This is a genomic window from Streptomyces sp. NPDC008317, assembly GCF_042955955.1.
Lineage (GTDB): Bacteria > Actinomycetota > Actinomycetes > Streptomycetales > Streptomycetaceae > Actinacidiphila.
In genome coordinates this window covers 447,065-471,273 of the sequence record NZ_JBIBFQ010000004.1, presented here as the reverse complement: position 1 = coordinate 471,273, position 24,209 = coordinate 447,065, and the positions used below count along the sequence as shown (strand labels likewise).

At 71.8% G+C, this 24,209-nt stretch carries 17 protein-coding genes; 10 read left to right on the top strand and 7 right to left on the bottom strand.

The genetic code is table 11. The features are described 5' to 3' along the window. The first annotated feature begins 228 nt into the window (after positions 1–228). Complete coding sequence (locus tag ACFY9V_RS15395; protein ID WP_355344366.1) at positions 229–501, top strand: LuxR C-terminal-related transcriptional regulator; 273 nt, start codon at positions 229–231, stop codon at positions 499–501. A gap of 118 nt (positions 502–619) precedes the next feature. On the opposite strand, the gene ACFY9V_RS15390 is transcribed toward ACFY9V_RS15395, so the two are convergent. Continuing rightward, positions 620–1,360: a gamma-glutamyl-gamma-aminobutyrate hydrolase family protein gene (locus tag ACFY9V_RS15390; RefSeq protein WP_391161574.1), complete on the bottom strand. Its 741-nt coding sequence runs from the start codon at positions 1,358–1,360 to the stop codon at positions 620–622. Between the two features lie 331 nt (positions 1,361–1,691). Between ACFY9V_RS15390 and ACFY9V_RS15385 the strand changes: the two genes are divergently transcribed. Beyond that, entirely contained in the window at positions 1,692–5,111 is a 3,420-nt protein-coding gene (locus ACFY9V_RS15385) for a glycoside hydrolase family 3 C-terminal domain-containing protein (RefSeq protein WP_391161572.1), read from the top strand. A 129-nt stretch (positions 5,112–5,240) separates the two neighbouring features. On the opposite strand, the gene ACFY9V_RS15380 is transcribed toward ACFY9V_RS15385, so the two are convergent. Beyond that, complete coding sequence (locus ACFY9V_RS15380) at positions 5,241–6,734, bottom strand: glycoside hydrolase family 76 protein (RefSeq protein WP_391161740.1); 1,494 nt, start codon at positions 6,732–6,734, stop codon at positions 5,241–5,243. Positions 6,735–7,021: 287 nt separating this feature from the next. Between ACFY9V_RS15380 and ACFY9V_RS15375 the strand changes: the two genes are divergently transcribed. From ACFY9V_RS15375 to ACFY9V_RS15365, 3 genes are read left to right on the top strand one after another with little or no spacing between them, the layout of a single operon-like run. Next, positions 7,022–8,251, top strand: a complete 1,230-nt coding sequence (locus ACFY9V_RS15375) for an ABC transporter ATP-binding protein (protein ID WP_355344357.1) — start codon at positions 7,022–7,024, stop codon at positions 8,249–8,251. Next, complete coding sequence (locus ACFY9V_RS15370) at positions 8,248–8,985, top strand: ABC transporter permease (RefSeq protein WP_355344354.1); 738 nt, start codon at positions 8,248–8,250, stop codon at positions 8,983–8,985. The genes ACFY9V_RS15375 and ACFY9V_RS15370 overlap by 4 nt, the downstream gene beginning before the upstream one ends. Continuing rightward, positions 8,982–9,650: an ABC transporter permease subunit gene (locus ACFY9V_RS15365; protein ID WP_391122545.1), complete on the top strand. Its 669-nt coding sequence runs from the start codon at positions 8,982–8,984 to the stop codon at positions 9,648–9,650. The genes ACFY9V_RS15370 and ACFY9V_RS15365 overlap by 4 nt, the downstream gene beginning before the upstream one ends. Positions 9,651–9,734: 84 nt before the next feature. Here the strand turns inward: ACFY9V_RS15365 and ACFY9V_RS15360 are convergent, their stop codons facing one another. The 4 genes from ACFY9V_RS15360 to ACFY9V_RS15345 are packed head-to-tail and all read right to left on the bottom strand — an operon-like array spanning position 9,735 to position 13,964. Continuing rightward, a complete protein-coding gene (locus tag ACFY9V_RS15360; RefSeq protein WP_355344348.1) occupies positions 9,735–10,349 on the bottom strand; it encodes an ATP/GTP-binding protein in 615 nt (204 codons plus the stop codon). Continuing rightward, positions 10,336–10,776: a DUF742 domain-containing protein gene (locus tag ACFY9V_RS15355; protein WP_188280651.1), complete on the bottom strand. Its 441-nt coding sequence runs from the start codon at positions 10,774–10,776 to the stop codon at positions 10,336–10,338. Before ACFY9V_RS15355 ends, ACFY9V_RS15360 begins: the two co-directional genes overlap by 14 nt. A gap of 36 nt (positions 10,777–10,812) precedes the next feature. Then, positions 10,813–11,304, bottom strand: a complete 492-nt coding sequence (locus tag ACFY9V_RS15350; protein WP_355344344.1) for a roadblock/LC7 domain-containing protein — start codon at positions 11,302–11,304, stop codon at positions 10,813–10,815. Continuing rightward, the gene (locus ACFY9V_RS15345; protein ID WP_391044470.1) at positions 11,301–13,964 is read right to left on the bottom strand and encodes an ATP-binding protein; all 2,664 of its coding nucleotides are present in this window, start codon (positions 13,962–13,964) and stop codon (positions 11,301–11,303) included. The genes ACFY9V_RS15350 and ACFY9V_RS15345 overlap by 4 nt, the downstream gene beginning before the upstream one ends. Positions 13,965–14,396: 432 nt before the next feature. Between ACFY9V_RS15345 and ACFY9V_RS15340 the strand changes: the two genes are divergently transcribed. From ACFY9V_RS15340 to ACFY9V_RS15330, 3 genes are all read left to right on the top strand, one after another. Beyond that, positions 14,397–15,368, top strand: coding sequence for an ABC transporter substrate-binding protein (locus tag ACFY9V_RS15340; RefSeq protein ID WP_355344338.1), 972 nt, complete (start codon positions 14,397–14,399; stop codon positions 15,366–15,368). A gap of 99 nt (positions 15,369–15,467) precedes the next feature. Next, positions 15,468–17,165, top strand: a complete 1,698-nt coding sequence (locus tag ACFY9V_RS15335; RefSeq protein ID WP_391161571.1) for an aromatic amino acid lyase — start codon at positions 15,468–15,470, stop codon at positions 17,163–17,165. A gap of 166 nt (positions 17,166–17,331) precedes the next feature. Then, complete coding sequence (locus tag ACFY9V_RS15330; RefSeq protein WP_391161569.1) at positions 17,332–18,834, top strand: IMP dehydrogenase; 1,503 nt, start codon at positions 17,332–17,334, stop codon at positions 18,832–18,834. Between the two features lie 3 nt (positions 18,835–18,837). Here the strand turns inward: ACFY9V_RS15330 and ACFY9V_RS15325 are convergent, their stop codons facing one another. After that, entirely contained in the window at positions 18,838–20,130 is a 1,293-nt protein-coding gene (locus tag ACFY9V_RS15325; protein WP_391161568.1) for a DUF4032 domain-containing protein, read from the bottom strand. Between the two features lie 176 nt (positions 20,131–20,306). On the opposite strand from ACFY9V_RS15325, the gene ACFY9V_RS15320 reads away from it, so the two are divergent. Together ACFY9V_RS15320 and ACFY9V_RS15315 are read left to right on the top strand one after the other, a co-directional pair. Continuing rightward, entirely contained in the window at positions 20,307–22,028 is a 1,722-nt protein-coding gene (locus ACFY9V_RS15320; protein ID WP_391161567.1) for a hypothetical protein, read from the top strand. A 368-nt stretch (positions 22,029–22,396) separates the two neighbouring features. Continuing rightward, a complete protein-coding gene (locus ACFY9V_RS15315) occupies positions 22,397–23,929 on the top strand; it encodes a DHA2 family efflux MFS transporter permease subunit (protein WP_391044479.1) in 1,533 nt (510 codons plus the stop codon). The last annotated feature ends 280 nt before the right edge of the window (positions 23,930–24,209 follow it).

Here is a 24,209-nt window from a genome sequence, read left to right as displayed (position 1 = left end):
GCGGCGGACAGCCCCCGTTGTTTACTGTCGGGGAGTGGGCGGAGCGTCAATATCCGGCCGATCACCGCGAGCTCATGAAGCCCGGCGAAGGGAGTGACGATATGAACGGTCAAATTCGGTCGGGCGATTGGCGTGTTCAGCCCATTCGGCACCTTCTGCGTTGAAGGTCTTCATTGGGAGTTGGGGAGTAGCGTGTACGGGGACAAGCTTCTTACTGACCGTCAAGGATTGAGTCGGTTCGACAGGGGACGGGGTGGCGGCGCGGGTCTCGCGCCACTGGAGCGCTCGGCGCTCAGCACCCTCACCCCCCGCGAGCGCGAGGTACTGAGCGTCATGGGCTTCGGCGAGGGCAACAGGGCACTCGCCTCCCGGCTCGGTATCGCCGAGCGCACCGTGAAGGCGCATCTGACGAGCATCACCCGGAAGCTGGGGCTGCGCTCCAGGGTCGAGACGGTGCTCGTGTCACTGGAGTGGGCCGAGGATCTACGCCGCGTGGAGTGACATCCGCACGGACCCTGTGAAGCGCCCCGCGGCAAGGCCCGCCGCCCGGCACGGCACAGGGGCCGTCGTGCGGTACGCGGCGTGACCGCGTTCCCCCGCGCTCACCCGCGCGAGGTGATCACGCCGCCGACGCGACGGCGGCGAAGCGCAACGCCACCTGACGCCATACGTCGGCCGCGGCCGCGTCGTCCCGCACGGCGGCGCGGTGCAGCTCGTCGCGGTCCACGCCGTGCCGCCGCAGGCGTTCGACGTTCCACCCGCGGATGCGGTCCGCCGTGGTCTCCGGGTGGAACTGGACGCCCCAGGCGTTCTCGCCGACCCGGAACGCCTGGTACGGGCAGCGCTCGCTCTCGGCCAGCCACCGCGCGCCGTCGGGGAGTTCGACGATGGCGTCCACATGGTTCTCGATCGCGGTGGGATGCTCGGGCAGCCCGGTGAACAGCGGGTCGTCCGCCGCCTCCTGACGCAGCGTCAAGGTCGTGCTGCCGAATTCGGGCCGCCCGTGCTCGCCGCGCACCGCGCCGCCCGCGACCTGCGCCAGCATCTGGCCGCCGAGGCAGATCCCGAACACCGGTGTGCCGGCCTCCAGCGCCTGCCGCACCAGCTCGCGCGTGGCCGCCAGCCACGGGGCCCGCTCGTCGTCGTCGGGCAGATAGCCGCCGCCGAGCACGATCAGGGGGCGCCGCCCCAGCCGCTCGGGCACCTTCTCGCCGTCGTACGCGGCGACCACGTCCACGCCGACGCCGCCCTCGCCGAGCCAGCCCTCCCATCGGCCGGGCCCTCCGGATGCCCCGTGCTGCACCACCAACGCCGCCGTCACGCCCGTACCTCCGCTCGCCCGCCCGTCGTCCGCACCCATGATCCCCCGCGCCCCGCTCCGGAGCCACCCTGCCCCCTGTGACCCCCGCCACCGCGGAAGACCGTGCCGCCGCGGAAGGCCCTGCCCCAAGGAAGGCCCTGCCCCAAGGAAGGCCCTGCCCCCAGGGAAGGCCCCGCCACCGCCCCGCCCCCGCCCCCGTCCCGGCCGCCGGAACCGGGACGGACGCCGGGACCCGAAGGGTCGGCGCGTTCAGAACAGCGTGTCGTGTTCATGTTCTTGACGCTCTTCCTGGGTGAGCGCAGACTTCGAGGCGTTTGCGTTCACCTCCTGAATTCGCCGGCAATGACGCCCCTTTGGAGAACGTATGCGCATGGCTCGTCTCGCGGTCGCAGCAGCCGCTGTCACCGCCCTCGCCGTACCGCTGGCGCTGGCAGGACCCGCGTCCGGCAGCACCGGGCCCGCCGGAGCCGGGCAGCGACCCTGGCTCAACTCCCGGCTCCCGCTGGAGAAACGGATCGATCTGCTGCTCGGGCAGATGACCAACACCGAGAAGGCCACGCTCATGACGGCGGTGGGCGTGCCGAGCGGGTCGCACGCCACCGGCTACATACCGGGCATCGACCGCCTCGGCATCCCCGGCACGCAGTTCACCGACGGCCCCGGCGGCGTACGCGACGGGCAGCCCGCCACCGCGCTGCCGTCCCCGGTCTCGCTGGCGGCGTCCTTCGACACCGAACTCGCCAGGCGGTACGGCACGGTGATGGGCTCGGAGGCCAAGTCCCGCGGCTACCAGGTCATCTACGGCCCCATGGTGAACATCGTGCGCACCCCGCTCGGCGGGCGCGACTTCGAGACCTTCGGCGAGGACCCGGCGCTGGCCGGTGACATCGGCGCGTCCGAGATCGACGGCATCCAGAAGCAGGGCGTCGCCGCGCAGGTCAAGCACTACGCGGGCAACAACCAGGAGAACGGCCGCACGACGACCAGCTCGAACATCGACGAGCGCACGCTGCACGAGATCTACCTGCCCGCCTTCGAGAAGGCCGTCAAGGACGCCCACGTCTGGTCCCTGATGTGCGCCTACAACAAGGTCAACGGCACCTACGCCTGCGAGAACGCGCAGATCCTGCGCGACATCCTGATCGACACCTGGAAGTACGACGGCGTCGTCGACACCGACTACCCGGCCAACCACAGCACCGTGGCCTCCGCGCTGGCCGGTCTCGACCAGGAGTTCAGCGGCACCACCTACTTCCAGCAGCTCCCGGCGGCCGTCGCGGCCGGCCAGGTGCCGCAGTCCGTCCTGGACGACGCGGCCCGCCGCATCCTGCGACTGGAGTTCCGCACCGGGCAGTTCGAGGCCAAGACCCCCACCACCGTCGACTACGAGGCCGACAGCGCCTTCGCGCGCAAGGCGGCCGAGGACGGCAGCGTCCTGCTGAAGAACAGCGGCAGCACCCTGCCGCTGGACACCAGGAAGCTGAAGTCCCTGGCCGTCATCGGCCCGAACGCCGAGACCGCGGTCACCGGCGGCGGAGGCAGCTCCGCGGTCACCCCGTACAAGAAGGTCGACCCGGTCTCGGGGCTGAAGGCCAGGCTGGGCAGCGGAGTCGACGTCACCTCGGTGAAGGCGGGCGGTGCCGGCGGCTTCCCGGCGATCCCGGCCTCCGCGCTCACCGGCCTCAAGGGCGAGTACTTCGCGAACAAGACGCTCTCCGGGACGCCCGCGGTCACCCGCGACGACCCGGACATCGACTTCGACTGGGTCCTCGGCTCCCCGGCCGACGGCATCCCCGTCGACGACTTCTCCGCCCGCTGGACCGGCACGGTCACCGCGCCCGCCACGGCCGCGTACACCTTCTCCGCGACCAGCGACGACGGCAGCCGGATCTACCTCGACGGACAGCTCATCGTCGACAACTGGTCCGATCACGCGGCCAGTACGGTCAAGAGCGCGCCCGTCCAGCTCACCGCGGGCGAGCCGCACAGCCTGCGCGTGGAGTACTACGACAGCGCCCAGAACGCCTCGGTGACCGTCGGCTGGTCCGGGGCAGGACTGCCCGACCCGACCATCCAGGCCGCGGCCGACGCCGCCGCCAAGGCCGACGCGGCCGTCGTCGTGGTCGGCGACTCCTCCAGCGAGGGCTCCGACCGTACGACGCTGGCGCTCCCCGGCAACGAGGACGACCTGATCCGCGCGGTCGCCGCCGCCAACCCCCGTACCGTCGTGGTCGTCAGGGCCGGGGCGCCGGTGCTCATGCCGTGGCTCGCCGACGTCCCCGCCGTGCTCGACATGTGGTACCCGGGCCAGGAGGACGGCAACGCGCTGGCCGCGCTGCTCACCGGCGACGCCGAGCCCGGCGGCCGGCTGCCCGTCAGCTTCCCGAAGTCCGACACGCAGACCGCCGTCGCCGCCGCGCCAGGCCGCTACCCCGCGGTCAACGGCGTGTACGACTACAGCGAACGCCTGGACGTCGGCTACCGCTGGTACGACCAGCAGGGCCAGACCCCGCTCTTCCCGTTCGGATACGGCCTGTCGTACACCACCTTCAAGCAGTCCCGCCTCACGGTCGACCACGACCGGGTCGAGGCCACCGCCCGCGGCACCCAGCCGGTCCGGGTCTCGGTGGACGTCACCAACACCGGCCGCCGCACCGGCACCGACGTGGTGCAGCTCTACATCGGCTACCCGGCCGGGTCCGGCGAGCCGCCGAAAGCCCTGAAGACCTTCGCCAAGGTCCAGCTCAAGCCGGGCCGGACGAAGACCGTACGGCTGACCCTGTCCGCCGACGCGTTCCGGACGTGGGACGCCGACGCGCACGACTGGACGGTCCTCAAGGGCCGTTACCCGCTGTACGTCGGCCAGTCGTCCGCCGACACCCCGCTGACGTCCGCGGTGACGGTGAGCAGGACGGTCGGCGCGCAGTACACCGCGCTCTCCGTGCCCGCCACCGCCGACGCCGGTGCCTCGTACCCGGTGAAGCAGACCTTCACCAACGCCGGCGACTCGACCGTGCGCGACCTCGCGCTGAGCCTGAAGGTCCCGGCCGGCTGGACGGCGACGCCCGCACCCGGCAAGGCCGTCGGCCGTACGGTCGCGCCGCACTCCTCGGTGAGCGCCACCTGGGTCGTCACGGCGCCCGCGAACGCGGTGCCGGGCGCGGCCACACTGACGGGGAAGGCGACGTACGACCTCAGCGGCAGGCAGAGCAGGACCGCGGACGCCGCGACCACCGTCCCGTACGCGACGACGGCCGCCGCGTACAACAACAAGGGGATCAGCGCCGACAGCGATCCGAGTACCGGCACCCTCGACCCCGCCGGTTACAGCTTCTCCGCCACCCAACTGGCGGCGGTCGGCTACACGCCGGGCGCCACGGTGACCGCGGGCGGACTGCCGTACACCTGGCCGGACACGCAGCCGGGCCAGCCCGACAACGTGGCGGCGGCCGGGCAGGTGATCCGGTTGCGGGGCCAGGGCACCCGCCTGGGCCTGCTCGGCACGGGCATCAGCTCCACGCACGCCGGGACGGTCAAGGTGACCTACACCGACGGCACGAGCGCGGACCTCGCGGTCGTCCTGCCCGACTGGTACAGCAACGCGGCCAGCGGCAACAGCCAGTTGGCGGTCACCACGGCCAACTGGAACCGCCCGCCCGGTGACACGCTCGGCGACCACGCCGTCAGCCTGTACACCACGGGCGGCGCGCTCGACCCGGCCAAGACGGTCGCCACGGTGACGCTGCCGAACGACAGCGGCTTCCACGTGTTCGCCCTGTCGGTCGGCTGAGGCCGATACCGAGGCCGAGGCCGAGGCCGAATCCGAGGCCGAATCCGAGGCCGCGCCCGCGCACAGAGAGCCGCCGCCCGTCCCGGACTCCGGGGCGGGCGGCGGCGTGTGACGCTCACGGCGGAGACGTCAGCTCGCCTCGGACGCGTTCAGCGCGTCCAGCGCGCTCTGCTGGCAGCCGTAACCGGTCCCGGCCAGCGGCCCGTTCCAGTGCGGCCCGTACACGTCCAGCGCGTTGCGGTCGTTGGCGTGCGCCGCGTTCGCCTGCGTGCGCAGATACCCGCTGTACGGACGGTCGGAGAGCTGCTTGTTGAGGTCGCGCAGCCCCCGGACGTACGCGCCCTTGAACGACGCGCCGTCGTTGTCGCACGAGTCGCCCTCGCCCGGCTCGCGCAGCACCCCGCCGGAGTTGACCGCGGTGGACGTGGTCGAGGCGTTGCCGAGGGTGCGCGCGGTGGTCAGCAGCCCGCTGTCGCCGGTCGCCTTGTACAGCTCGCTCAGACCGCCGAGGATCACGCCCTGGTTGTACGTCCACGTCGGCTGGCCGTTGTTGACGCAGGAGTCGTTGAGCCCGTCGTTGACCAGGTGCGAGGAGTTGATCATCCCGCTGCTCTGGAACCAGCTCCACTCGCTCCGCGCCCGCCCGAGATAGACGCTGTCACCGGAGATCCGGTTGTGGAGCGCGGCGTTGAGCTGGAGGTACAGCTCGTTGGTGATGGCGTTCTTGTACGCGTTCGTCTCGTTCCACTGCACTCCGCCGCCGCACTTGCTCGTCCAGTAGCCGAACATGTGGTCGGCGTCGGCGCGGGCGGTGTTCAGGTAGCGGCTGTCGCCGGTCAGGTCGTACGCGTCGACCCAGGCCAGGCCCCACCAGCCGGTGTCGTCCAGGTAGTCGTTCCTGAACTGGCCCTCGCGCGCGTTGACGTTGAGGTCGTAGGTGCGCGAGACCGCGTAGCCGTAGCTGGGCATGCCGCTGGTGCGGATGTTGTCGATCACCGAGGTGAGCGCGTTGGCCGCGGTCCACCAGCCGTTGCCGCCGAACAGCCCGGTGCCGCGGTCCCACTTCATCATCAGCGCGGTGGCGGCGGCCGTGCTCTGGCTCCAGGCGTTCCAGTTGGACCTGGCCCACTGGGTGCAGGCGATCTCGGGCCGGTCGCCCGCCTTGCCGCAGGCGCGCAGCGCGCCGACCCCGTTGGTGTTCCAGTCGTCCACGTTGTACATCAGCGTGCGCCAGCCGCTGTTGGCCGCGGGCGTGACGGTGTCGCCGAGCTTGCTGCCGTTTGTCCAGGTGGCGCCGCCGTCGAAGGACCGGTCGAGCCAGACCTCGTCGCCCGGACTGCCGTTGCCGATGGACGCCCAGCCCATGGCATCGTTGTCATCCACATGAAGTTGAATGCTGCGGGAGTAGATCGAGGCGCTGACGGGCACGCGCTCCGAGGGCGCGGCGGCCGGATCGCGCGCGTCGCAGTACGTGTTGCAGATCGCTGTCGCGGCCTGTGCCCTGAAGGTCGTGGGGACCAGACTCAGCAGCAGGCAGGACAGCACGAGGACGAGGACGCGCGAGGAACGCACGCGCGACGGACGGTGGGGGACCGCGTGGTGAGCGGACAGGTGCGCGGGCATGTGTGCGGGCATGGCTCCGCTTCCCGGCGGCTCGGACGCCGCCTGTGCGACGGATGGTGGGGGGTGGCCGGGACCGGGGACCGGGCCGGGCCGCGGGGTCCGGCCAAGTGCCGTCCTCCGGGCCGTGGTCGAGACCAGAACACCCCTATGTCCTGCCCATGTCAAGATGGCCGCCCTGCGTCCCATGGGACGGATGTTCCCCGGAACGGACACATGTGCGGGATAGGCTTTCCGCGCGACGGCCGGAAACAGTCCCCCCAAGCCCAGCCCCGAAGGGGATCAGGAACTTGATACAGATAGATTCGGTGACCAAGCGATACCCCGACGGCACTGTGGCGGTCGACGAACTCTCCCTTGACATACCCGACGGCTCGATCACCGTACTGGTCGGACCCTCCGGCTGCGGCAAGACCACCACCTTGCGGATGATCAACCGGATGGTCGAGCCCAGCGGTGGCCGGATCCTGCTGGACGGCGCCGACATCCACGCGCAGCCGGTCAACGCGCTGCGCCGGTCGATGGGTTACGTGATCCAGAACGCCGGACTCTTCCAGCACCGCACCATCGTGGACAACATCGCGACCGTGCCGCGCATGCTGGGCTGGGACCGCAACCGGGCCAGGAAGCGAGCCAGGGACCTGATGGAACGCGTCGGCCTGGACGCCTCGATGGCCAAGCGCTACCCGTACCAGCTCTCCGGCGGTCAGCAGCAGCGCGTCGGCGTGGCCAGGGCGCTCGCCGCCGACCCGCCCGTCCTGCTGATGGACGAGCCCTTCTCCGCGGTCGACCCGATCGTCCGCAAGGGGCTCCAGGCCGAACTGCTGCGTATCCAGGCCGAGTTGGGCAAGACCATCGTCTTCGTCACGCACGACATCGACGAGGCCATCAAGCTCGGCGACATGGTCGCGGTGCTGCGGACCGGCGGGAAACTCGCCCAGTACGCGCCGCCGGACGAGCTGCTGACCGCCCCCGCCGACGCGTTCGTCGAGGACTTCCTCGGCACCGACCGCGGCATCCGCCGGCTGTCCTTCTTCACCTCGGCGGGACTCGAACTCACCACCGCGCCGATCATCGCCGTCGACTCGAGCTCCGCCCAGGTCGCCGAGCGCACCGCGGCGTCCGACGCCCCGTACCTCCTGGTCACCGACACCGACGGCAGGCCGATCGGCTGGACCGAGCCCGCCGCCGCGGCCAAGGGCGCCGACCGGCTGGACCGCGCCGATCTGCTGCCGCACGGGCGCCCGTTCGTCTTCGGCGAGGAGTCGCTGCGCGACGCGCTGGACTGCGCGGTGCTCTCGCCCACCGGCTGGGCGGTCGCCGTGGACGACACCGGGCGGGTGGTCGGCGTCACCTCGCAGACGACGATCGCCGAGGCCATCCGCGGCGCCCACGCGGAACGCGGCGCGGGCAGGGGCGCCGCGAAGACCGCCGCGTCCGGCGGGCACGGCGGGTCCGGCGCGAAGGCCGCGGACCCGGCCGACGCCGACCCGGAGACCGCTGCCAAGGCCGCCCGATGAGCGAGTACTTCACCATCCCCAGCGACCTCCAGCACTCCTATCTCGGCCTGATCGGCCTGCACTTGCGCGAGGCGCTGCTCCCGGTGCTCTTCGGCACGCTCATCGCGCTGCCGGTCGCCCAGCTCTGCGTCCGCTTCAAGTGGATCTACTCGCCCGTGCTGTGGGTCACGACCGTGCTGTACGCGATCCCGTCGCTCGCCTTCTTCGTCGTCCTCATCGACTACACCGGCGCGACCGAGACCACCGTGATGATCCCGCTGACCGTCTACAGCCTCGTGCTGCTGGTCCCGGCGATCGTGGACGGCGTCCGGTCGGTGCCCGAGGAGACGATGGCCGCCGCGACCGCCATGGGCCTCGGCCCCGGACGCCGGTATCTCCAGGTGCAGTTGCCCATCGCGGTGCCCGCGATCTTCGCCGGGCTGCGGGTCGCGGCCGTGTCCAGCATCAGCCTGGTCAGCGTCGGCGCCCTGATCGGCAACCAGGGAGCGCTCGGCAATCTGCTCACCGACGGCATGTTCTACCACCGCACACCGCTGGTGGTGACCTCCGTGGTCTCCATCGCCGTACTGGGCATGGCGGTCGACGGCGTACTCGTCCTGATCCGCATGCTGCTCACGCCGTGGATGCCGCGCGGCGGACAGGCCAGGCGCAAGGGCGTACCGCTGTCGGAACCGGCGGAGCCCGCCTCACGACCCGCGCCCACCGCGCCCACCCTGAAGGACGCCGCCCGATGAACGTCCTGCACTTCGTCAACGCCTTCTTCAGCGACGGCTCGCACTGGCACGGCGCCGACGGCATCCCGCACCGGCTGTTCGAGCACGTCCAGTACAGCCTCATGGCCCTCGCCATCGCCGCCGCCATCGGACTGCCGATCGGCATGTTCACCGGCCACACCGGACGCGGTGGGAACGCGCTGGCGGCCATCGCGACCGCCGCGCGGGCGCTGCCCAGCTTCGGCCTGCTGGTGCTGATCACCGTATGGGTCGGCATCGGCCTGACCCCGGTGATGATCCCGCTGGTCGCGCTCGCGGTGCCGCCGATCCTGGTCACCACCTACGAGGCCGTGCGCACCGTCGACCCCTCGCCGGTCGACGCGGCCCGCGGCATGGGCATGAGCACCACGAGCGTGCTCTTCCAGGTCGAACTGCCGGTCGCGCTCCCGCTGATCCTCAGCGGCCTGCGCTCCGCGGCGATCCAGGTGGTCTCCACCGCGTCGATCGCCGCGTACGTCAGCTTCGGCGGTGTCGGCCGCTACATCATCGACGGCCTCTACCAGCGCAACTACGAGAAGGTCGTCGGCGGGGCGACCCTCGTGGCGGGCCTCGCCCTCGCCACGATCGGCCTGTTCTGGCTGGTCAACCGGCTCGTGGTGTCCCCGGGAGTGCGCCGCGGCGGCTGACCGCCGGGCAGCGCGAAGGAGCAGGGGGAAGCCACGCGGGAGCGGTGGGGGAACGGTCGGGGGCCGTACGGCAACGGCCCCCGCTCAGCCCTCCGCGCGCGCCAGCGCCAGCTCCAGGACGACCAGCAGCGCGTCCCGTACCGAACCGCGCTCGCGCGCGTCGAAGGTGAACACCGGCACCTGCTCGGCGATGTCCAGCGCCCAGCGCACCTCGTCCATGGCGTGCTCGACGTGCCCGTCGAAAGCGTTGACGGCGACGGCGAACGGGATCGCCTTGTGCTCGAAGTAGTCGACGGCGGCGTAGCAGTCGTCGAGCCGCCGGGTGTCGACGATGACGAGCCCGCCGAGCGCGCCCTCCACCAGGTCGTCCCACATGAAGCCGAAACGGTCCTGCCCCGGCGTGCCGAACAGGTACAGCTTCAGCGACGCGTCGATCGTGATGCAGCCGAAGTCCATGGCGACCGTGGTGGTCGTCTTGTGCGGCGTGTGGCTGAGGTCGTCCACGCCCGCGGCGACCTCGGTGATGGCCGCTTCCGTGGTCAGCGGCCTGATCTCGGAGATCGACCCGACGGTGGTGGTCTTGCCGACACCGAAGCCGCCCGCGATCACCATCTTCACCGGCAGCGGCGGCCGGACGGCGGTCGGCAGCCCTGAGTCGGTCCTGCGGGCGGCCCGGCCCGCCGGTTCACTCGGTGTCACGTAATGCCCCCCTGGAGTCGGGGATGGTGCGGAGCCCATCGATAACCCTTCGCAGTACGGAGATGTCCTGGGCGATGTCGGAGCTGGGAACGTAGACCGACAGATGGCCGCCGGACTGGAGGTCCTCGGCCAGCACGCGGACCACGTTCAGATGCAGGCGGAGCTTGGCCGCGATCTCCGCCAGCGACTGCGGCACGCGGCAGAGCGCGACGATGTCGTGCTCCTCGAAGGAGAGCCCGTCGAGCGCCCCGACACCGGCCGCGGTCGTCACCACCTGGGTCTCGACCGGGATCGGCGGTCCCGACCTGGTGCCGGCCACCCGGCCCGCGGTGACCAGGAACGGCCGTACCGCGGGTGCCCGGCCGACCGGGTCGTCGGCGGAGCCCGTACGGGACCCCTCGCCGACTGGCGTGTCACCGGCCGCCATGTGCCTGCCTCCTCCTTCTGCTCTCCTCGCTTTTCGCTAGTCCCAGGACCGGCCGCGCGGGGACGGAACGGCGACGCTGTTCTTGAGTTCGAGGACGAGCTGCGGGCTGAGGGCGGCGCCCGCGCGGTTGGCGAAGACCGTCATCTCGTAGGCGATGTTGCCGAGCTTGGCTTCCTTGGAGGTGACGACGCCGAGCACCGCGCCGCTGCCGATCGCGGAGACCAGCACATGGCCGTCCTCCAGATCGATGATCACCTTGTTGAGGCCGCCGAGACCGTAGTTGCCCGCCGCGCCCGCCGCCAGGCTCGTGATGCCGGAGACGATGGCCGCAAGCCGCTCGGAGTCGGCCGCGTCGCGCAGTTGCGAGACGGCGATGAGCAGGCCGTCGGAGGATACGGCGATGGCGTCGACCACGCCCGCGGTCTCGGTGGCGAAACGGTTCAGCAGCCAGGTGAAGTCGGCTGCGGCGGCGCGCAGATCGGCGGGCGGGTCCTGTCCGGCCGGGGTCCCACCTGTCGGCGATGTCACTGGTCCGCTCCTTCCGGAAGCCCTGCTTGGCTGTTCGTCGTACCGGGTGCCGTGCCGCTCGCGACGTCACGGTTGGCCCGCTCCACTGCGGCCTCGAACTCGTCGAGTTCCGAGCGGACTTCTTCTGCGTCTGTCTGACGGGGGGCCCGGCGCGCGGCCGCGCGTCCCGCGTCGGTCAGTGTGGTGGCGAGCGTGGCACCGCGCACCCGGCGGCGCAGCGGACGGGCGCCGCCGTCCTCGCCGTCGCTCGGGGGCCGGTCCTGCTCGGAGTGGGGGGCGGTGGGTCCGCCCGCCGCGGGCGCCGGGGCGGCCGGGGTCTCCTCGGCCGCCTGGCGCTGCGGGACGCGGCGGGGGAGCGGGGTCAGGCCGTCGCGGCCGTCGCCCGGTCCGCCGGGGCCGCCGGGTTCGCCCGGTCCGGCTGATCCTGATCCGTCGCGTCCGTCGTCGCGTCCCGCCGCCGGTTCCGGCGCGCGCGGCGCGGGCACCGGGGCGGGGCCCGCGGGTGTCGTGGGAGTCGTGGGGGAGCCTGCCGCGGGCGTACCGGCCCACGACGGCGCGGTACGGCGTTCGGGCAGCGCGACCGTCTCCTCGGCCTCGACGTGGCGGGGAGCCGCGACGGCCTCCCGCGCGCCGCCGACGGCCTTGGCGGCCGGAGCCGCCCCCTCTGCGACGGGCTCCGCGAACGGGCTCATGAGCAGCAGCAGCGTCGCCGGGATCGTCACCCGGCTGGTGACACCGCCGCCGGGCGTCCGCGTCAGCGTGACCCGTACGCCCCAGCGCCGGGCCAGGCTGCCGACCACGAACAGGCCGAGCACCTTCGTCGGCACCAGGTCGAGGCGCTCGCGGCGGATCAGCCGGGCGTTCTCCTCCGCCAGCCGCTCCGCGCTCATGCCCAGGCCGTGGTCGGTGATCTCGATCAGCGCGCCCTCGGCGCCGTCGCGCACCGACACCTCGACGGGGCTGCGGGCCGGGGAGAACGCCACGGCGTTCTCCAGGAGTTCGGCCAGCATCAGCGTCAGGTCGGCGATGATGTCGGGCGCGACCGTGACGTCGGTGTCCGCGAGCAGCGAGACCCGCTGGTAGCCCTCGATCTGGCCGAGCGCGGCGCGTACGACGTTGGTCAGCGCGGTGGGGCTGGCGTCCAGGCCCGCCTCGCGGATACCGGCGAGCAGCATCAGGCTGTCGGCGTTGCGCTGGAGGCGTACGGCCAGGTGGTCGATCCGGTACAGCCGGTCGAGCAGCGCGGGGTCGGTCTCGCCGCGCTCCAGGGCGTCGATCAGGGTGAGTTGACGGGCCGTCAGGTTGCTGACGCGGCGGCCGACGTTGCCGAACATCTCGGCCACGTTGCGGCGGCTGAGCACCTGGCGTTCCAGCAGCGCCGCCGCGGTGGACTGCACGCGGTTGAACGCCTCGGCAAGGTCGCCGATCTCGTCGTGCGCGGTGACCGGCACCTCCTGGAGGCGCGGCGCCCCGGCGAAGTCCGCGTCGTCGTCGGCGACCCGGGCCAGTTCCTGCCCGGCCACCTCGGCGACCTCCGTCGCGGCCCCGGTCAGCACCTGCACCGGCCGGATCACCGAGCGGCGTACGGCCACGGAGAAGGCCAGCCACAGCACGAACGCCAGCAGCGCGCCGCCGAGCAGCCACGCGGCCCGCCACCAGGCGTCGTCGGACGCCCGGTCGGCGCGGTGCGCGATCTGGTCGATCAGCGAGCCGGTGATCTTCAGCCGGGTCTGCGCCTGCTTCTGGTAGTCCGGGTAGGACTTGAGGGCCTTGGTGAAGGCCGCCCGCACCTGCGCGGGGCCGCTGGCCTCCAGCGCGCTCGGGTCGATCTGGAGGCCCGCGTACTGGAGCGCGATGCCGTTCCAGACCGGGTTCATCTCGATCCCGGCCAGCTCCGTGCGCTGCGCGTCGCTGGCGAACCGCCCGAAGCGGCTGGCCTGGGAGACGTAGAGCTGCTGGTAGCCGACCGCGTTGTTGAACTCGATCAGCGCGTTGGTGTCACCGGTCTGCGCGGAGAAGACGCTGGTCTCGAAGGAGGCGTGCGCGGCCTCCGCGCGCAGCAGCGAGTCCAGCATGCTGCCGGTGCGGGTCGAGCTGAGGTTCTTGTTCAGATCCAGGCCGAGGCCGTCGATCAGGCCGTCCACGGTCGCGGTGTACGCCGGGTCGATGTTGTCCGCGGGCAGATAGCTCTGCTCGATGGTGCTCCGCAGGCTGCCGAGGCCGTTGATCTCCTTGAGGACCTGGGCCTCCGCGGCGGGCAGCCGCGATCCGAAGGTGGCGCGTACGTTCTCCACCTGCGCGTCCACGGCGGTGCGCGCCTGCCGGTAGGCGACCAGCGACGGGCGCTTGCCCGAGGTGGCCGATTCGTAGCGCACGGACAGCAGCAGAGCCTGCTGGTGCTCGGTCTCGACCAGGTCGACGAGTTCGGCGACCTGGCGGCTGTCGCGGACGAGCTGCGCGGCCGAGGCCGCGTCCTGGGCCTGGCCGACGAGGCCGGTGATCACGTAGGCGAGCAGCATCGCGACCACGACAAGCGGAACGCCGACGAGGACGTTGAGCTTGCGCCGGAACGGCCAGCGGTCGGCGAAGTTCCGTACCCCGCCCCTGACGTGTGGCTCCGGGTCAGGACGTGCCGACCCGTCCACCTCGTGCACGGACACCAAGCCTCCTCCGGAACCGCTTACCGGCTCGCCGACAACCGGACACGACGACAGTGGCGCAAAATGAACGCTTCTGTACGTAACCGGAATGAAGTGACCGGATACTCCCCGCGGTTGTCCGAGCACCTGACCAACGTCGGGGAGACTACCTCCTCTTGACCACGACTACCTGACCACACCATCAATAATTTGTTACGGACACGACCGTACGGAACGGGAATCACCGACCAATCCACCGGTGTTCAGACATCGATGCCGATCGGTGATCAGGCTGCTCTTGACTGACGCGGAAGCGGCTGGATTGGATCGCTGGGTAGCACTCGCAACCGCACGTGTGTACGTACTCGACGTACGTCCGCGTGTGTGGGTGCGCCTACGCCACGAGTACGCCCGATCAGAGACCGAAACTCCCCGAGCCCGGAAGCGGAAATCGTGACCTCTCACGTGAAGAGCACCTGGTCCAGCCCGAGCCACATACGCCGCCTCGCGGCGGTCGCCGTCGTCGCCGCCGTCGCGGCGCCCCTGCTCGCGGGTTGTGGTGACTCCGGCTCCGACAAGGCCAAGGACCCGCTGGCCGGGTCGAAGGCGAGCGGCGACACCGTGGTCGTCGGCTCCAACAACTTCCCCGAGAGCATCCTCATCGCCGACATCTACGGCGAGGCCCTGAAGGCCAAGGGGATCAAGGTCAGCTACAAGCCGAACATCGGCAGCCGGGAGACCACCTACGGCCTGCTGAAGAACGGTTCGCTGACCGTACTGCCGGAGTTCAACGGCGCACTTCTGGCATACCTGGACGCCAAGGCCACGCCCAAGACGGCCCAGGCCACCAACGAGGCGGCACTCGCCAAGCTCGACCCGAAGCTGACGCTGCTCGACATGGCACCGGCCGAGGACAAGGACTCCCTGACGGTCAACGCGGCCACCGCGGCGAAGTACAAGCTGACCGAGAAGTCCACCATCGCGGACCTGGCGAAGTACGGCTCCGAGATCACCATCGGCGCCTCGCCCGAGTTCCAGACCCGGCAGCAGGGCCTGGTCGGCCTGAAGTCGGTCTACAACCTCACGCCGAAGTCGTTCAAGGCGCTCGACGCGGGCGGTCCGCTGACCGCGGCGGCGCTCAAGAACAACAACGTGCAGGCCGCCGACGTCTTCACCACGGACCCGACCATCGAAAAGGAGAAGTTCGTCGTCCTCCAGGACCCGGAGAACCTCTTCGGCTTCGAGAACGTGATCCCGCTGGTCTACAAGAGCGGTCTGTCCAAGGAGGGCGTCGCCGCGCTCAACGCGGTGTCGGCGAAGCTCGACACGGCGGCCCTGCTCCGCCTGGACACCCAGGTGCAGAGCGACAACAAGGACCCGCTGGAGGTCGCCAAGACCTGGCTGACCTCCGTCGGCCTCGGCTGACCGCGGCAGCGGGACCGATACAGCGCAGTGGGTACAGCCTCTGATTCCGAGACGCCGACGCACCGCACGACGGCACCCTCCGCCGAGGAGGGGGCCTTCGTGGTGCTCGACGGCGCCGGCCTGGACGCCGACGCCGTGACGCGGATCGCGGACCGGACGGCCGTACCCACCGTGCCGCCCGAGGCGCTGGCCCGCGCGGACCGCTCCTGGCGGGCCGCGCGGCAGGCCGCCGCCGCGGGCCGGATGTACGGGCGGCACACCGGCGTCGGCGCGAACCGGCTCGTGCCGGTCAGCGACGAGGACCAGGCGGGACAGGACCTGCGGCTGCTGCGCAGCCACGCGGGCGGGGTCGGGGCGCTGCTCCCGGCCCGCCAGGTGCGTGCCGCGCTCGCCGTCCGCGCCAACCAGGCGCTGGCGGGCGGCTCCGCGCTCCAACCGGCCGTCGTGCAGGCCCTGGTGGAGGCGCTGCGGCTCGGTGTGCACCCGGCGGTCAGCGAGTACGGGGCCGTCGGCACCGGCGATCTGACGGCGCTCGCCGAGACCGGTCTCGCGCTGATCGGCGAACGGCCGTGGCTGCACGAGGACTTGGGGCGGCAGCCGGATCCCGCGGACGCCTTCCGCGAGGGGCCGTGGCCGTCGCCGTCGCCGCAGTCCTCGCCGTCGCCGTCGTTCTCGCCGCAGTCCACGCCGTCGCCCTCGCGGGCACCTTCGCAGTCGCCTTCGCCGTCGTCCGGTCCGTCGCCCGACGGTGAAGTGCCGCCGTCCGCCGGTGGGTTGGACCCGGCCGCCGCGCTCGACCCGGCCGCGGTGCCCGCGCCCTTCCCCGGCCGCGTCACCCTCCAGCAGGGCGACGCGCTCGCGCTGATGAGCAGCAGCGCCTTCACCCTCGGGCAGGCCGCGCTGGTCTGCCACGACCTGGACATCCTGCTGCGCGCCTCGCACGCCGTGACGGCCCTCTCGCTCGCCGCCGTCTCCGGCTCGCTCGAGGCGTACGCGGCGCCCGCCCTCGCCATCCGCCCCTATCCGGGCGCGCTGCACGCCGGGGCCGAGGTCCGCAGACTGCTCGGCGTCCCCGACCGGCCGCGCGCCACCGGCCGCCGCATCCAGGACCCGTACGGCTTCCGGGCCTTCCCGCAGGTGCACGGCCCGGCGCTGGAGGCGGCCTGGGCACTGCGCCGGATTCTGGACGTCGAGGTCAACTGCCCCTCGGAGAACCCGCTGATCGGCGAGGAGGGACCGGACGGCGGGCCGGTCGCGTACCACCACGGCGGTTTCATGGCCACGCCCGTCGGGCTCGCGCTCGACCACCTCTGCCTCGCCGTACTCCAGACCGCGCAGCTGTCCGCCGCGCGGCTGACCGCCTTCGGCGACCCCGAGATCACCGGCCTGCGCTCCTACCTCGCCGGGGGCTCGGCGGCCAGCTCGGGCATGATGATCCTGGAGTACAGCGCCAATTCCGCCCTCGCGGAGATACGCGCCAGCGCCGTACCGGCCTCGGCCGGGCACGCGGTGCTCTCGCGCGGCGTCGAGGAGGCCGCGAGCTTCGCCTCCCAGGCCACCCGGCAGGCGCTGCGCGCCGTGGACGCCTACCGGCTCGTGCTCGCCTGCGAACTCGTCGCCGCCGTACGGGCGTTGCGCCTGCACCCGGCGCTTCCCGCGCTGTCGGCGGGCGCCGGTACGCACGCGCCGGTCTTCGCCGTCCTGGACTCCGCGCTGCCGACGGCCACCGAGGACCGGGCGCTGACCCCCGACGTGTCGCTCGCGGTGGACCTGCTGCCGGAGCTGGCGGCGCTCTGACATCCGCCGCCGGGAGCGGGCGGAAGCGGCGGCGCTCTGACATCCGCCGCCAGGAGCGCGCGGAGGCGGCGGCGCTCTGACATCCGCCGCCGGGACCCGCGGAAGGCGACTGACCTGCGGCAGGGCGCCGCGCGGCGGACGGGCGGCACCTGTAGAGTCCGGGTGCATGGCTCAGATCATCGAAGGGGTCTCGCGCACCTTCAACGAGTTCCTGCTGCTGCCCAACCGGACGCGGACGGACTGTTCGCCGGAGGCGGTGGACCTGCGGACACCCCTGGTCCGGCACGCGCGGGACGAGCCGTCGCCGATCGAGCTGCGGACCCCGTTCACGTCCGCGATCATGCAGTCGGTGAGCTCTCCTGAGCTGGCCATCGCGCTCGCGCGCGACGGCGGGCTGAGCTTCCTGCACCACAACCGGCCGGTGGCCGACCAGGTCGCGGACGTCCGCGCGGTGAAGAACTTCAAGGCCGGATTCGTGGTCAGCGACACCAACGTACGGCCGCAGGACCCGCTGGGCCGGCTGCGGGAGCTGATGCGGGCCACCGGTCACAGCACGGCCGCCGTCACCCACGACGGCACCGGCACCGGGCGGCTGCTGGGCCTGGTGACCTCCCGCGACTTCCACCCGCAGCGCCACCGGTCCGACGAGCCGGTCTCCAGCCGGATGGTCCCGGTCGACGTCCTCGCCTGCGCGACCGACGACATCACCTTGTCGCAGGCCAACTCCCGGCTGTGGGACGAGCGTCTGGACTGCCTGCCGGTGGTCGACGCCGAGGGCTTCCTGCGCTACCTGGTCTTCCGCTCCGACTACTCGGACAACAAGCGCTTCCCCCACCAACTGGTCGACCAGGACAAGAGGTTGCGGGTCGGCGCGGGCGTCAACACGCACGACTACCGCGAGCGCGTCCCGCGACTGGCCGAGGCCGGGGCCGACGTGCTCTGCTTCGACTCCTCCGACGGCTTCAGCGACTGGCAGGCCCAGGCGATCGCGTGGTCGAAGGAGCACTTCCCGCGGATCCCGGTCGGCGGCGGCAACGTCGTGGACGGCGAGGGCTTCCGCTTCCTCGCCGAGGCGGGCGCCGACTTCGTCAAGGTCGGTGTCGGCGGCGGTTCCATCTGCATCACCCGCGACCAGAAGGGCATCGGCCGCGGCCAGGCCAGCGCCGTCCTCGACGTCGCCGCGGCCCGCGACGCCTTCGCCGAGCGGACCGGCCAGTACGTGCCGATCTGCTCCGACGGCGGCCTGGTGCACGATTACCACATGTCCCTGGCCCTCGCGATGGGCGCCGACTTCGTCATGATGGGCCGCTACTTCGCCCGCTTCGACCAGGCACCCGGCGCCAAGCTCCCCACCCGCGACGGCTTCGTCAAGGAGTACTGGGGCGAGGGCTCCAGCCGCGCCCGCAACTGGCAGCGCTACGAACAGGGCGGCCAGGGCCTGGTCTTCGAAGAGGGCGTGGACGGTTACGTCCCCTACGCGGGCGACCTCAGCGAAGGTCTCGCCGTCACCGTCGCCAAAATGAAGGCCACCATGGTCTCCTGCGGCGCCCTGACCGTCCGCGACTTCCAGGCCACCGCCCGCCTCACCGTCGTCTCCGAACAGAGCTTCCAGGAAAGCCACGCCACGGTCGCCCTCCGCGACCCCACCGACTCCTTCGACCGCGCCTGACGGTCAGTCACCCGCTGCGGGCGACACCGGCTCGGCCGGTTCCTCGGCTTCCGCCGCCTCGACGGGCGCCAGGACCGCCGCCGGGTCGGGGAGGTGGGGGAGGACTTCGGTGGTGTAGCTCTCGACCGTGGCGTCGAGGCCCACGTCGCGCTGGGCGCGCTCGGAGAGGTACCAGCGGTGTTCGAGGAGTTCGTGGTAGACCTGCGCCGGGTCGACGCGGGCGCGCAGGTCCTGGGGGACGGAGCGGACGGCGGGGCGGAAGACGTCGCGCAGCCAGCGGTGGGCGAGGACTTCGGGGCGGGCGGCGGGCAGGCCGTCGGCGGGGGCGTGGTCGTCCTGGGTGGCCATCCAGGACTCCAGGTCGTTGAGGAGGCTGCGGGCCTGGTTCTCCTCGGTGTCGAGGCCGGTCAGGCGCAGGAGTTGGCGCTGGTGGTGGCCCGCGTCGACGACCTTGGGCAGGAAGGTCACGGTGTCGCCCCCGGGTGAGCGCTCGATCTGCATCTCGGCGACGTCGAAGCCGAGGTCGTTCAGGCGGCGGATTCTGCGGTCGATGTAGTGCCGCTTGCTGGCCGGGTAGACGGACTCGCGGGTCAGCTCGTGCCACAGGTCGGCGTAGCGGCGGACGATCGCCTCGCCGAACGGGACCGGGTCGACCGAGGGGTGCAGGGAGCCGCCCGCTTCGAGGTCCATCAGCTCGCCCGCGATGTTCACCCGGGCCAGCTCGATGTCGTACTCCCGCTGCCCGCGCGTGAGTTCGGGCTGGATCTGCCCCGTCTCGGCGTCCACCAGGTAGGCGGCGTACGCGCCCGCGTCACGGCGGAAGAGCGTGTTGGACAGCGAGCAGTCGCCCCAGGCGAAACCGACCAGGTGGAGCCGTACGAGGAGGACCGCGAGCGCGTCCAGCAGGCGGTTGACGGTGTCAGGGCGCATCGTCGTCTCGAACATCGAGCGGTACGGCAGCGAGCCGTTCAGGTGCCGGGTGATGAGCGCGGGCTCCAGCGGGGTGCCGTCGGCGGCGGCCCGGCCGGTCACCACCGCGATCGGGTCCACGGCCGGTATCGCGAGCCGGTCGAGGTCGCGCAGCAGCCCGTACTCGCGCACGGCCGCCCACTCGCTGACCTCCTTGATCGCCACGACCTCGTCCCCGGCCCGCGCGAAGCGCACGACGTGCCGGGAGATGCCGCGCGGCAGCGCGACCAGTGAGGTGTCCGGCCACTCCTCCAGCGGCAGGTTCCACTCCAGGTCGAGCAGCGCCGACGGGTGCTCCGCGTCGGTGGCGGTGATCTGCAACGGCATGCTGTGCGCCTCTCGCTTCCTTGTCCGGTCCGGCCGTCCCCGATGCTGCCATGCCCCGCCGGGGAGGCGGTGGCGCCCACCGGGCCATACTCGGTATACATACTCAGTATGCATACCGAGTATGGTCTTTCCCGGCCGACCCGCTGTCCCCGCCGCTTCCGGGGAAGGCGTCCGCTATGAGTGACGTGTCGGTCGTTCAGCCCGCGGTGCTGCCGCGGCCCACGCAGCGGACAGGACAGGTACGGCCGGCCCCACGGCGCAGGCGCTGGCCGGTCCCGGCGGTGGCGGTCGCCTGCGCGGCGCCGCTGTACGCGCTCTGGGCGTGGCTGCTGGCCACGGGCGGCGGCGACCTCGCGGCCCAGGTCGCGTGGGCCGGTTTCGCGGGGCGGCATCCGGGCACGCCGTACAACCTCGCCTGGTACGGCGGCATGCACACGATGGACTACAGCGTGCTCACCCCGCCGCTGATGGCGTACGCCGGGGTCCGGGCCGTCTCGGTCGCGGCCGGTCTGGCGGCGACGTGGGCGATGGCCGTGCTCTTCGTCCGCTCCGGCGTGCGGCGGCCGATGGTCCCGGCGCTGCTGGGCGCCGTGTGCCAGTGGTGCGACGTGGCCTCGGGGCGTACGACCTTCGCGGTCGGCGCGGCCTTCGGGCTGCTGGCGCTGTGCCGGGTGCGACGGGCGCCGGACCGCTGGGCGGGCGCCGCGGTCCTCGCGGCGCTCACGGCGATGTCCAGCCCGGTCGCCGCCCTCTTCTTGTGGGTCGCGGGCGCGGGTCTGCTGGCGGCGGGCCGCCGCGCCGCCGCGCTCGCCCTGGCGGCGCCGCCGGTGCTGGTGCTGGGCGCGGTGTACGTGCTCTTCCCCTTCCAGGGCGAGCAGTTGATGAGCGCCGACGCGGCGGTCTGCCCGCTGGCGACCTCCCTGGCGCTGGCCCTGGCCGCGCCGCGGTCCTGGCGCACGGTCCGGGCGGGCGCGGTCGCGTACGCGCTCGGCACGGCGCTCACCGCCTGCGTGGCCTCGCCCGTCGGCACCAACGTCGAGCGGCTGGCCGGGATCGCCGGACTGCCCCTGCTGGCCGCCGCGCTGATGGAACGCGTGGCCCGACGCCCGCGCGGCGGCTCGTACGTGCGCCTGGACCGGGGCCCGACCCGTACGGCCGCCCGCGCCCCCGTGCTCGGCGCGGTCCTCGTCGTCGTGCTGACCGGCGCGCTCGGTCACAACGGCTACGCGCTGGCCGCCAAGACCGGCAGGGAACTGCGCATGTCCACCGCCGTCCCGGACTGGGCCTCGCACACCGAGGGGGTGACCCGCGCGCTGCGCGAACTGCGCGCCGAGCGGCACCGTATCGAAGTCGTTCCGGCCCGCGATCACCGCGAGTCGACGCTCTTCGCCGACGTCGCCCAGATCGCCCGCGGCTGGAACCGCCAACTCGACGTGAAGAGGGACCCGTTGTTCTACGGCGGGACGCTGCCGGACGGGACGCTTCCGGCCGCCGCCTACCGCCGCTGGCTCGACGACTGGGCGGTGGCGTACGTCGTGCTGCCCCACGGCGACATGGGCGGTCCCGGCGCGGCGGAGGCCGCGCTGCTCGCGCCCGCCGCCCGCCCCGACTGGCTGCGGCCGGTCTGGCGGGACCCGTACTGGACGGTCTTCGCGGTGGAGCGCCCGGTGCCGCTGGCCTCGGCGCCCGCGCGGGTGCTGCGGGCGGGTGAGGCCGACGTGACGGTCCGGCTGCCGAAGGCCGGGAGCACCGTCGTCCGCGTCGCCTGGTCGCCCTGGTTCCGGGTGACCGGCGGATGCGTGAGCCGCGCGGGCCGCTGGACGCGGATCACCGCGCCGTCCGCCGGCGACTACCGCCTATACAGCATATACAGTCGCGCTAAAAGGAGTTGCGGATAAAAAAGACGCTGTCTTTGCGAACCCGCGCGCATATGCCGACACCCGACGGACATCTTCGTGCGGGTGCGCGCGGGCATGTGTAGGGTATACGTTGTACACATGCTCAACCATGCCCCATGGGGCAATTGACGGCACCGGCACCGACCGCGATCATCGGCCAGCACCCTGGATCGGCCTGTCCGCCGACGCGGGGCGCCTCGGCAGCGGTGCTTCCACCACGGCATGGTCACCATCCATAGTCAGCAGCCAGATTCGCCGGATACGGCGACTTTCCACACTCTGGAGTCGGCATGACCGAAACGCCCCACCCCCCCGCTGCTTTAAGGTGGTGGACCCTGGCAGTGGTATCCGTCGGCACATTCATGCTGATGCTGGACCTGAGTGTGGTCTCGGTCGCCCTGCCCGGCATTCATGATTCACTGCACGCCAGCTTCAGCGGTATGCAGTGGGTGTTCGACGCGTATGCGCTGACACTCGCGGCTTTCCTCGTGACCGCCGGATCGGTGGCGGACAGGACCGGCCGCAAGCGGCTCTTCCTGATCGGCCTGATCATCTTCACCGCGGCTTCCCTCGCCTGCGGACTGGCCGGGGATATCGGGGTATTGAATGTCAGCCGCGGAGTCCAGGGTGTCGGCGCGGCCATCATGTTCGCCGTGGGCCCCGCTCTGCTCGGTCATGAGTTCCGCGGCAAGGAGCGCGCCACCGCGTTCAGCGCGTTCGGCGCCGCGGTGGGTCTCGCCGTCGCCACGGGACCGCTGATCGGCGGCGCGCTGACCAATGGCCCCGGTTGGCGCTGGATCTTCTATCTGAATGTGCCGGTCGGCCTGATCACCGTCCTGATCGCGATGCGCCAGGTCCGTGAATCGCGGCTGCCCAGCGCCGCCGCCCCCGACTTCGTCGGCATGGTCTCCTTCACGCTCTCGCTGGCCGCCCTGGTGCTGGCCATCATCCGCGGCAACACCGACGGCTGGTTCTCCGGCAGCAACATCGCGCTGTACGCGGTGGCCGCGGTGTGCCTGGCGGTCTTCCTCGCGGTCGCGCGCTCCCGCGGCGAGCAGGCGATGTTCGACACCCAGCTCTTCCGCAACCGCACCTTCCTCGGCCTGTCCGCGACGACCTTCCTGGCCAACGCCGCGGGTCTGCCGCCGATCTTCCTGGTCACGACGTATTTGCAGAGCGTCGAGGGCGCTTCCGCCTGGTCCGCCGGCCTGCGCTTCCTGCCGCTGACGCTGGCGATGTTCTTCTTCGGCGCGCTGGCCGGCGGGCTCACCGGCAAGGTGCCGTTCCGGGTCATCATGGCCACCTCCCAATTCGCCCTGGGCATCGGCCTGTTGCTCATCCACCTCAGCGGCGCGGGCGACAGTTGGACCTCGCTCATCCCCGCCCTGGTGGTCATCGGCCTGGCCTTCGGCCTGTTCAACCCGACCCGCGCGGCGCTCGCCATCGGTGTCGCGGAACCGGCCAAGGCCGGTGTCGCCTCCGGCATCAGCGAGACATTCCAGCAGGTGGGAACGGCTCTGGGCATCGCGGTCGCGGGCGCGTTCTTCGAGAACCACGTCACCAGCGCCTTCAAGGCGTCCGACGCCGCGGCCACGCTCACCAGCGCCCAGAGCGACAAGATCGCCAACGGGATCAGCGCGGGCAGCATCGACGAGGCCGCGCACTCGGCGGGCCCCGGCCTGGCCGACAAGGTGCTGGCCGCCGGGCGCGACGCGTTCACCACCGGCTTCCACGACGCCATGACCCTGTGCGCCGTGTTCGCCTTCGTCGCCGCGGTGATCGCCGCGCTGACGCTGCGCCACAAGGACCTGCATGAGAGCGCGTTGACCGGCATCCTGCCCGAGCTGCCCGAAGAGGGCGAGGAGTCCGTCCGCGAGACGGCGCCGGCCGGACAGCGCTGACGGAACCCGCCGGGCGGCACTGACCCGGCTCAGGAGGACCGCGCCGGGCGGCACTGACCCGGCTCAGGAGGACCGCCCGCGGCGCCGTACGACAGGCGTCCGCACGGCGAGCGTGACAGTGGCGGCGGGCCCGCGGAAGCGGCCCGCCGCCACTGTCGTTGTCGCCGGGCTTCACAGGAATTCACTTTGACCGATCTGGTCAGTAATGCGACGGCGTCCCGGTGACCAGCCCATTGTGACTCCCGCAGGGGAAATGCGCTGGTCACCGGGATGAGTTCCG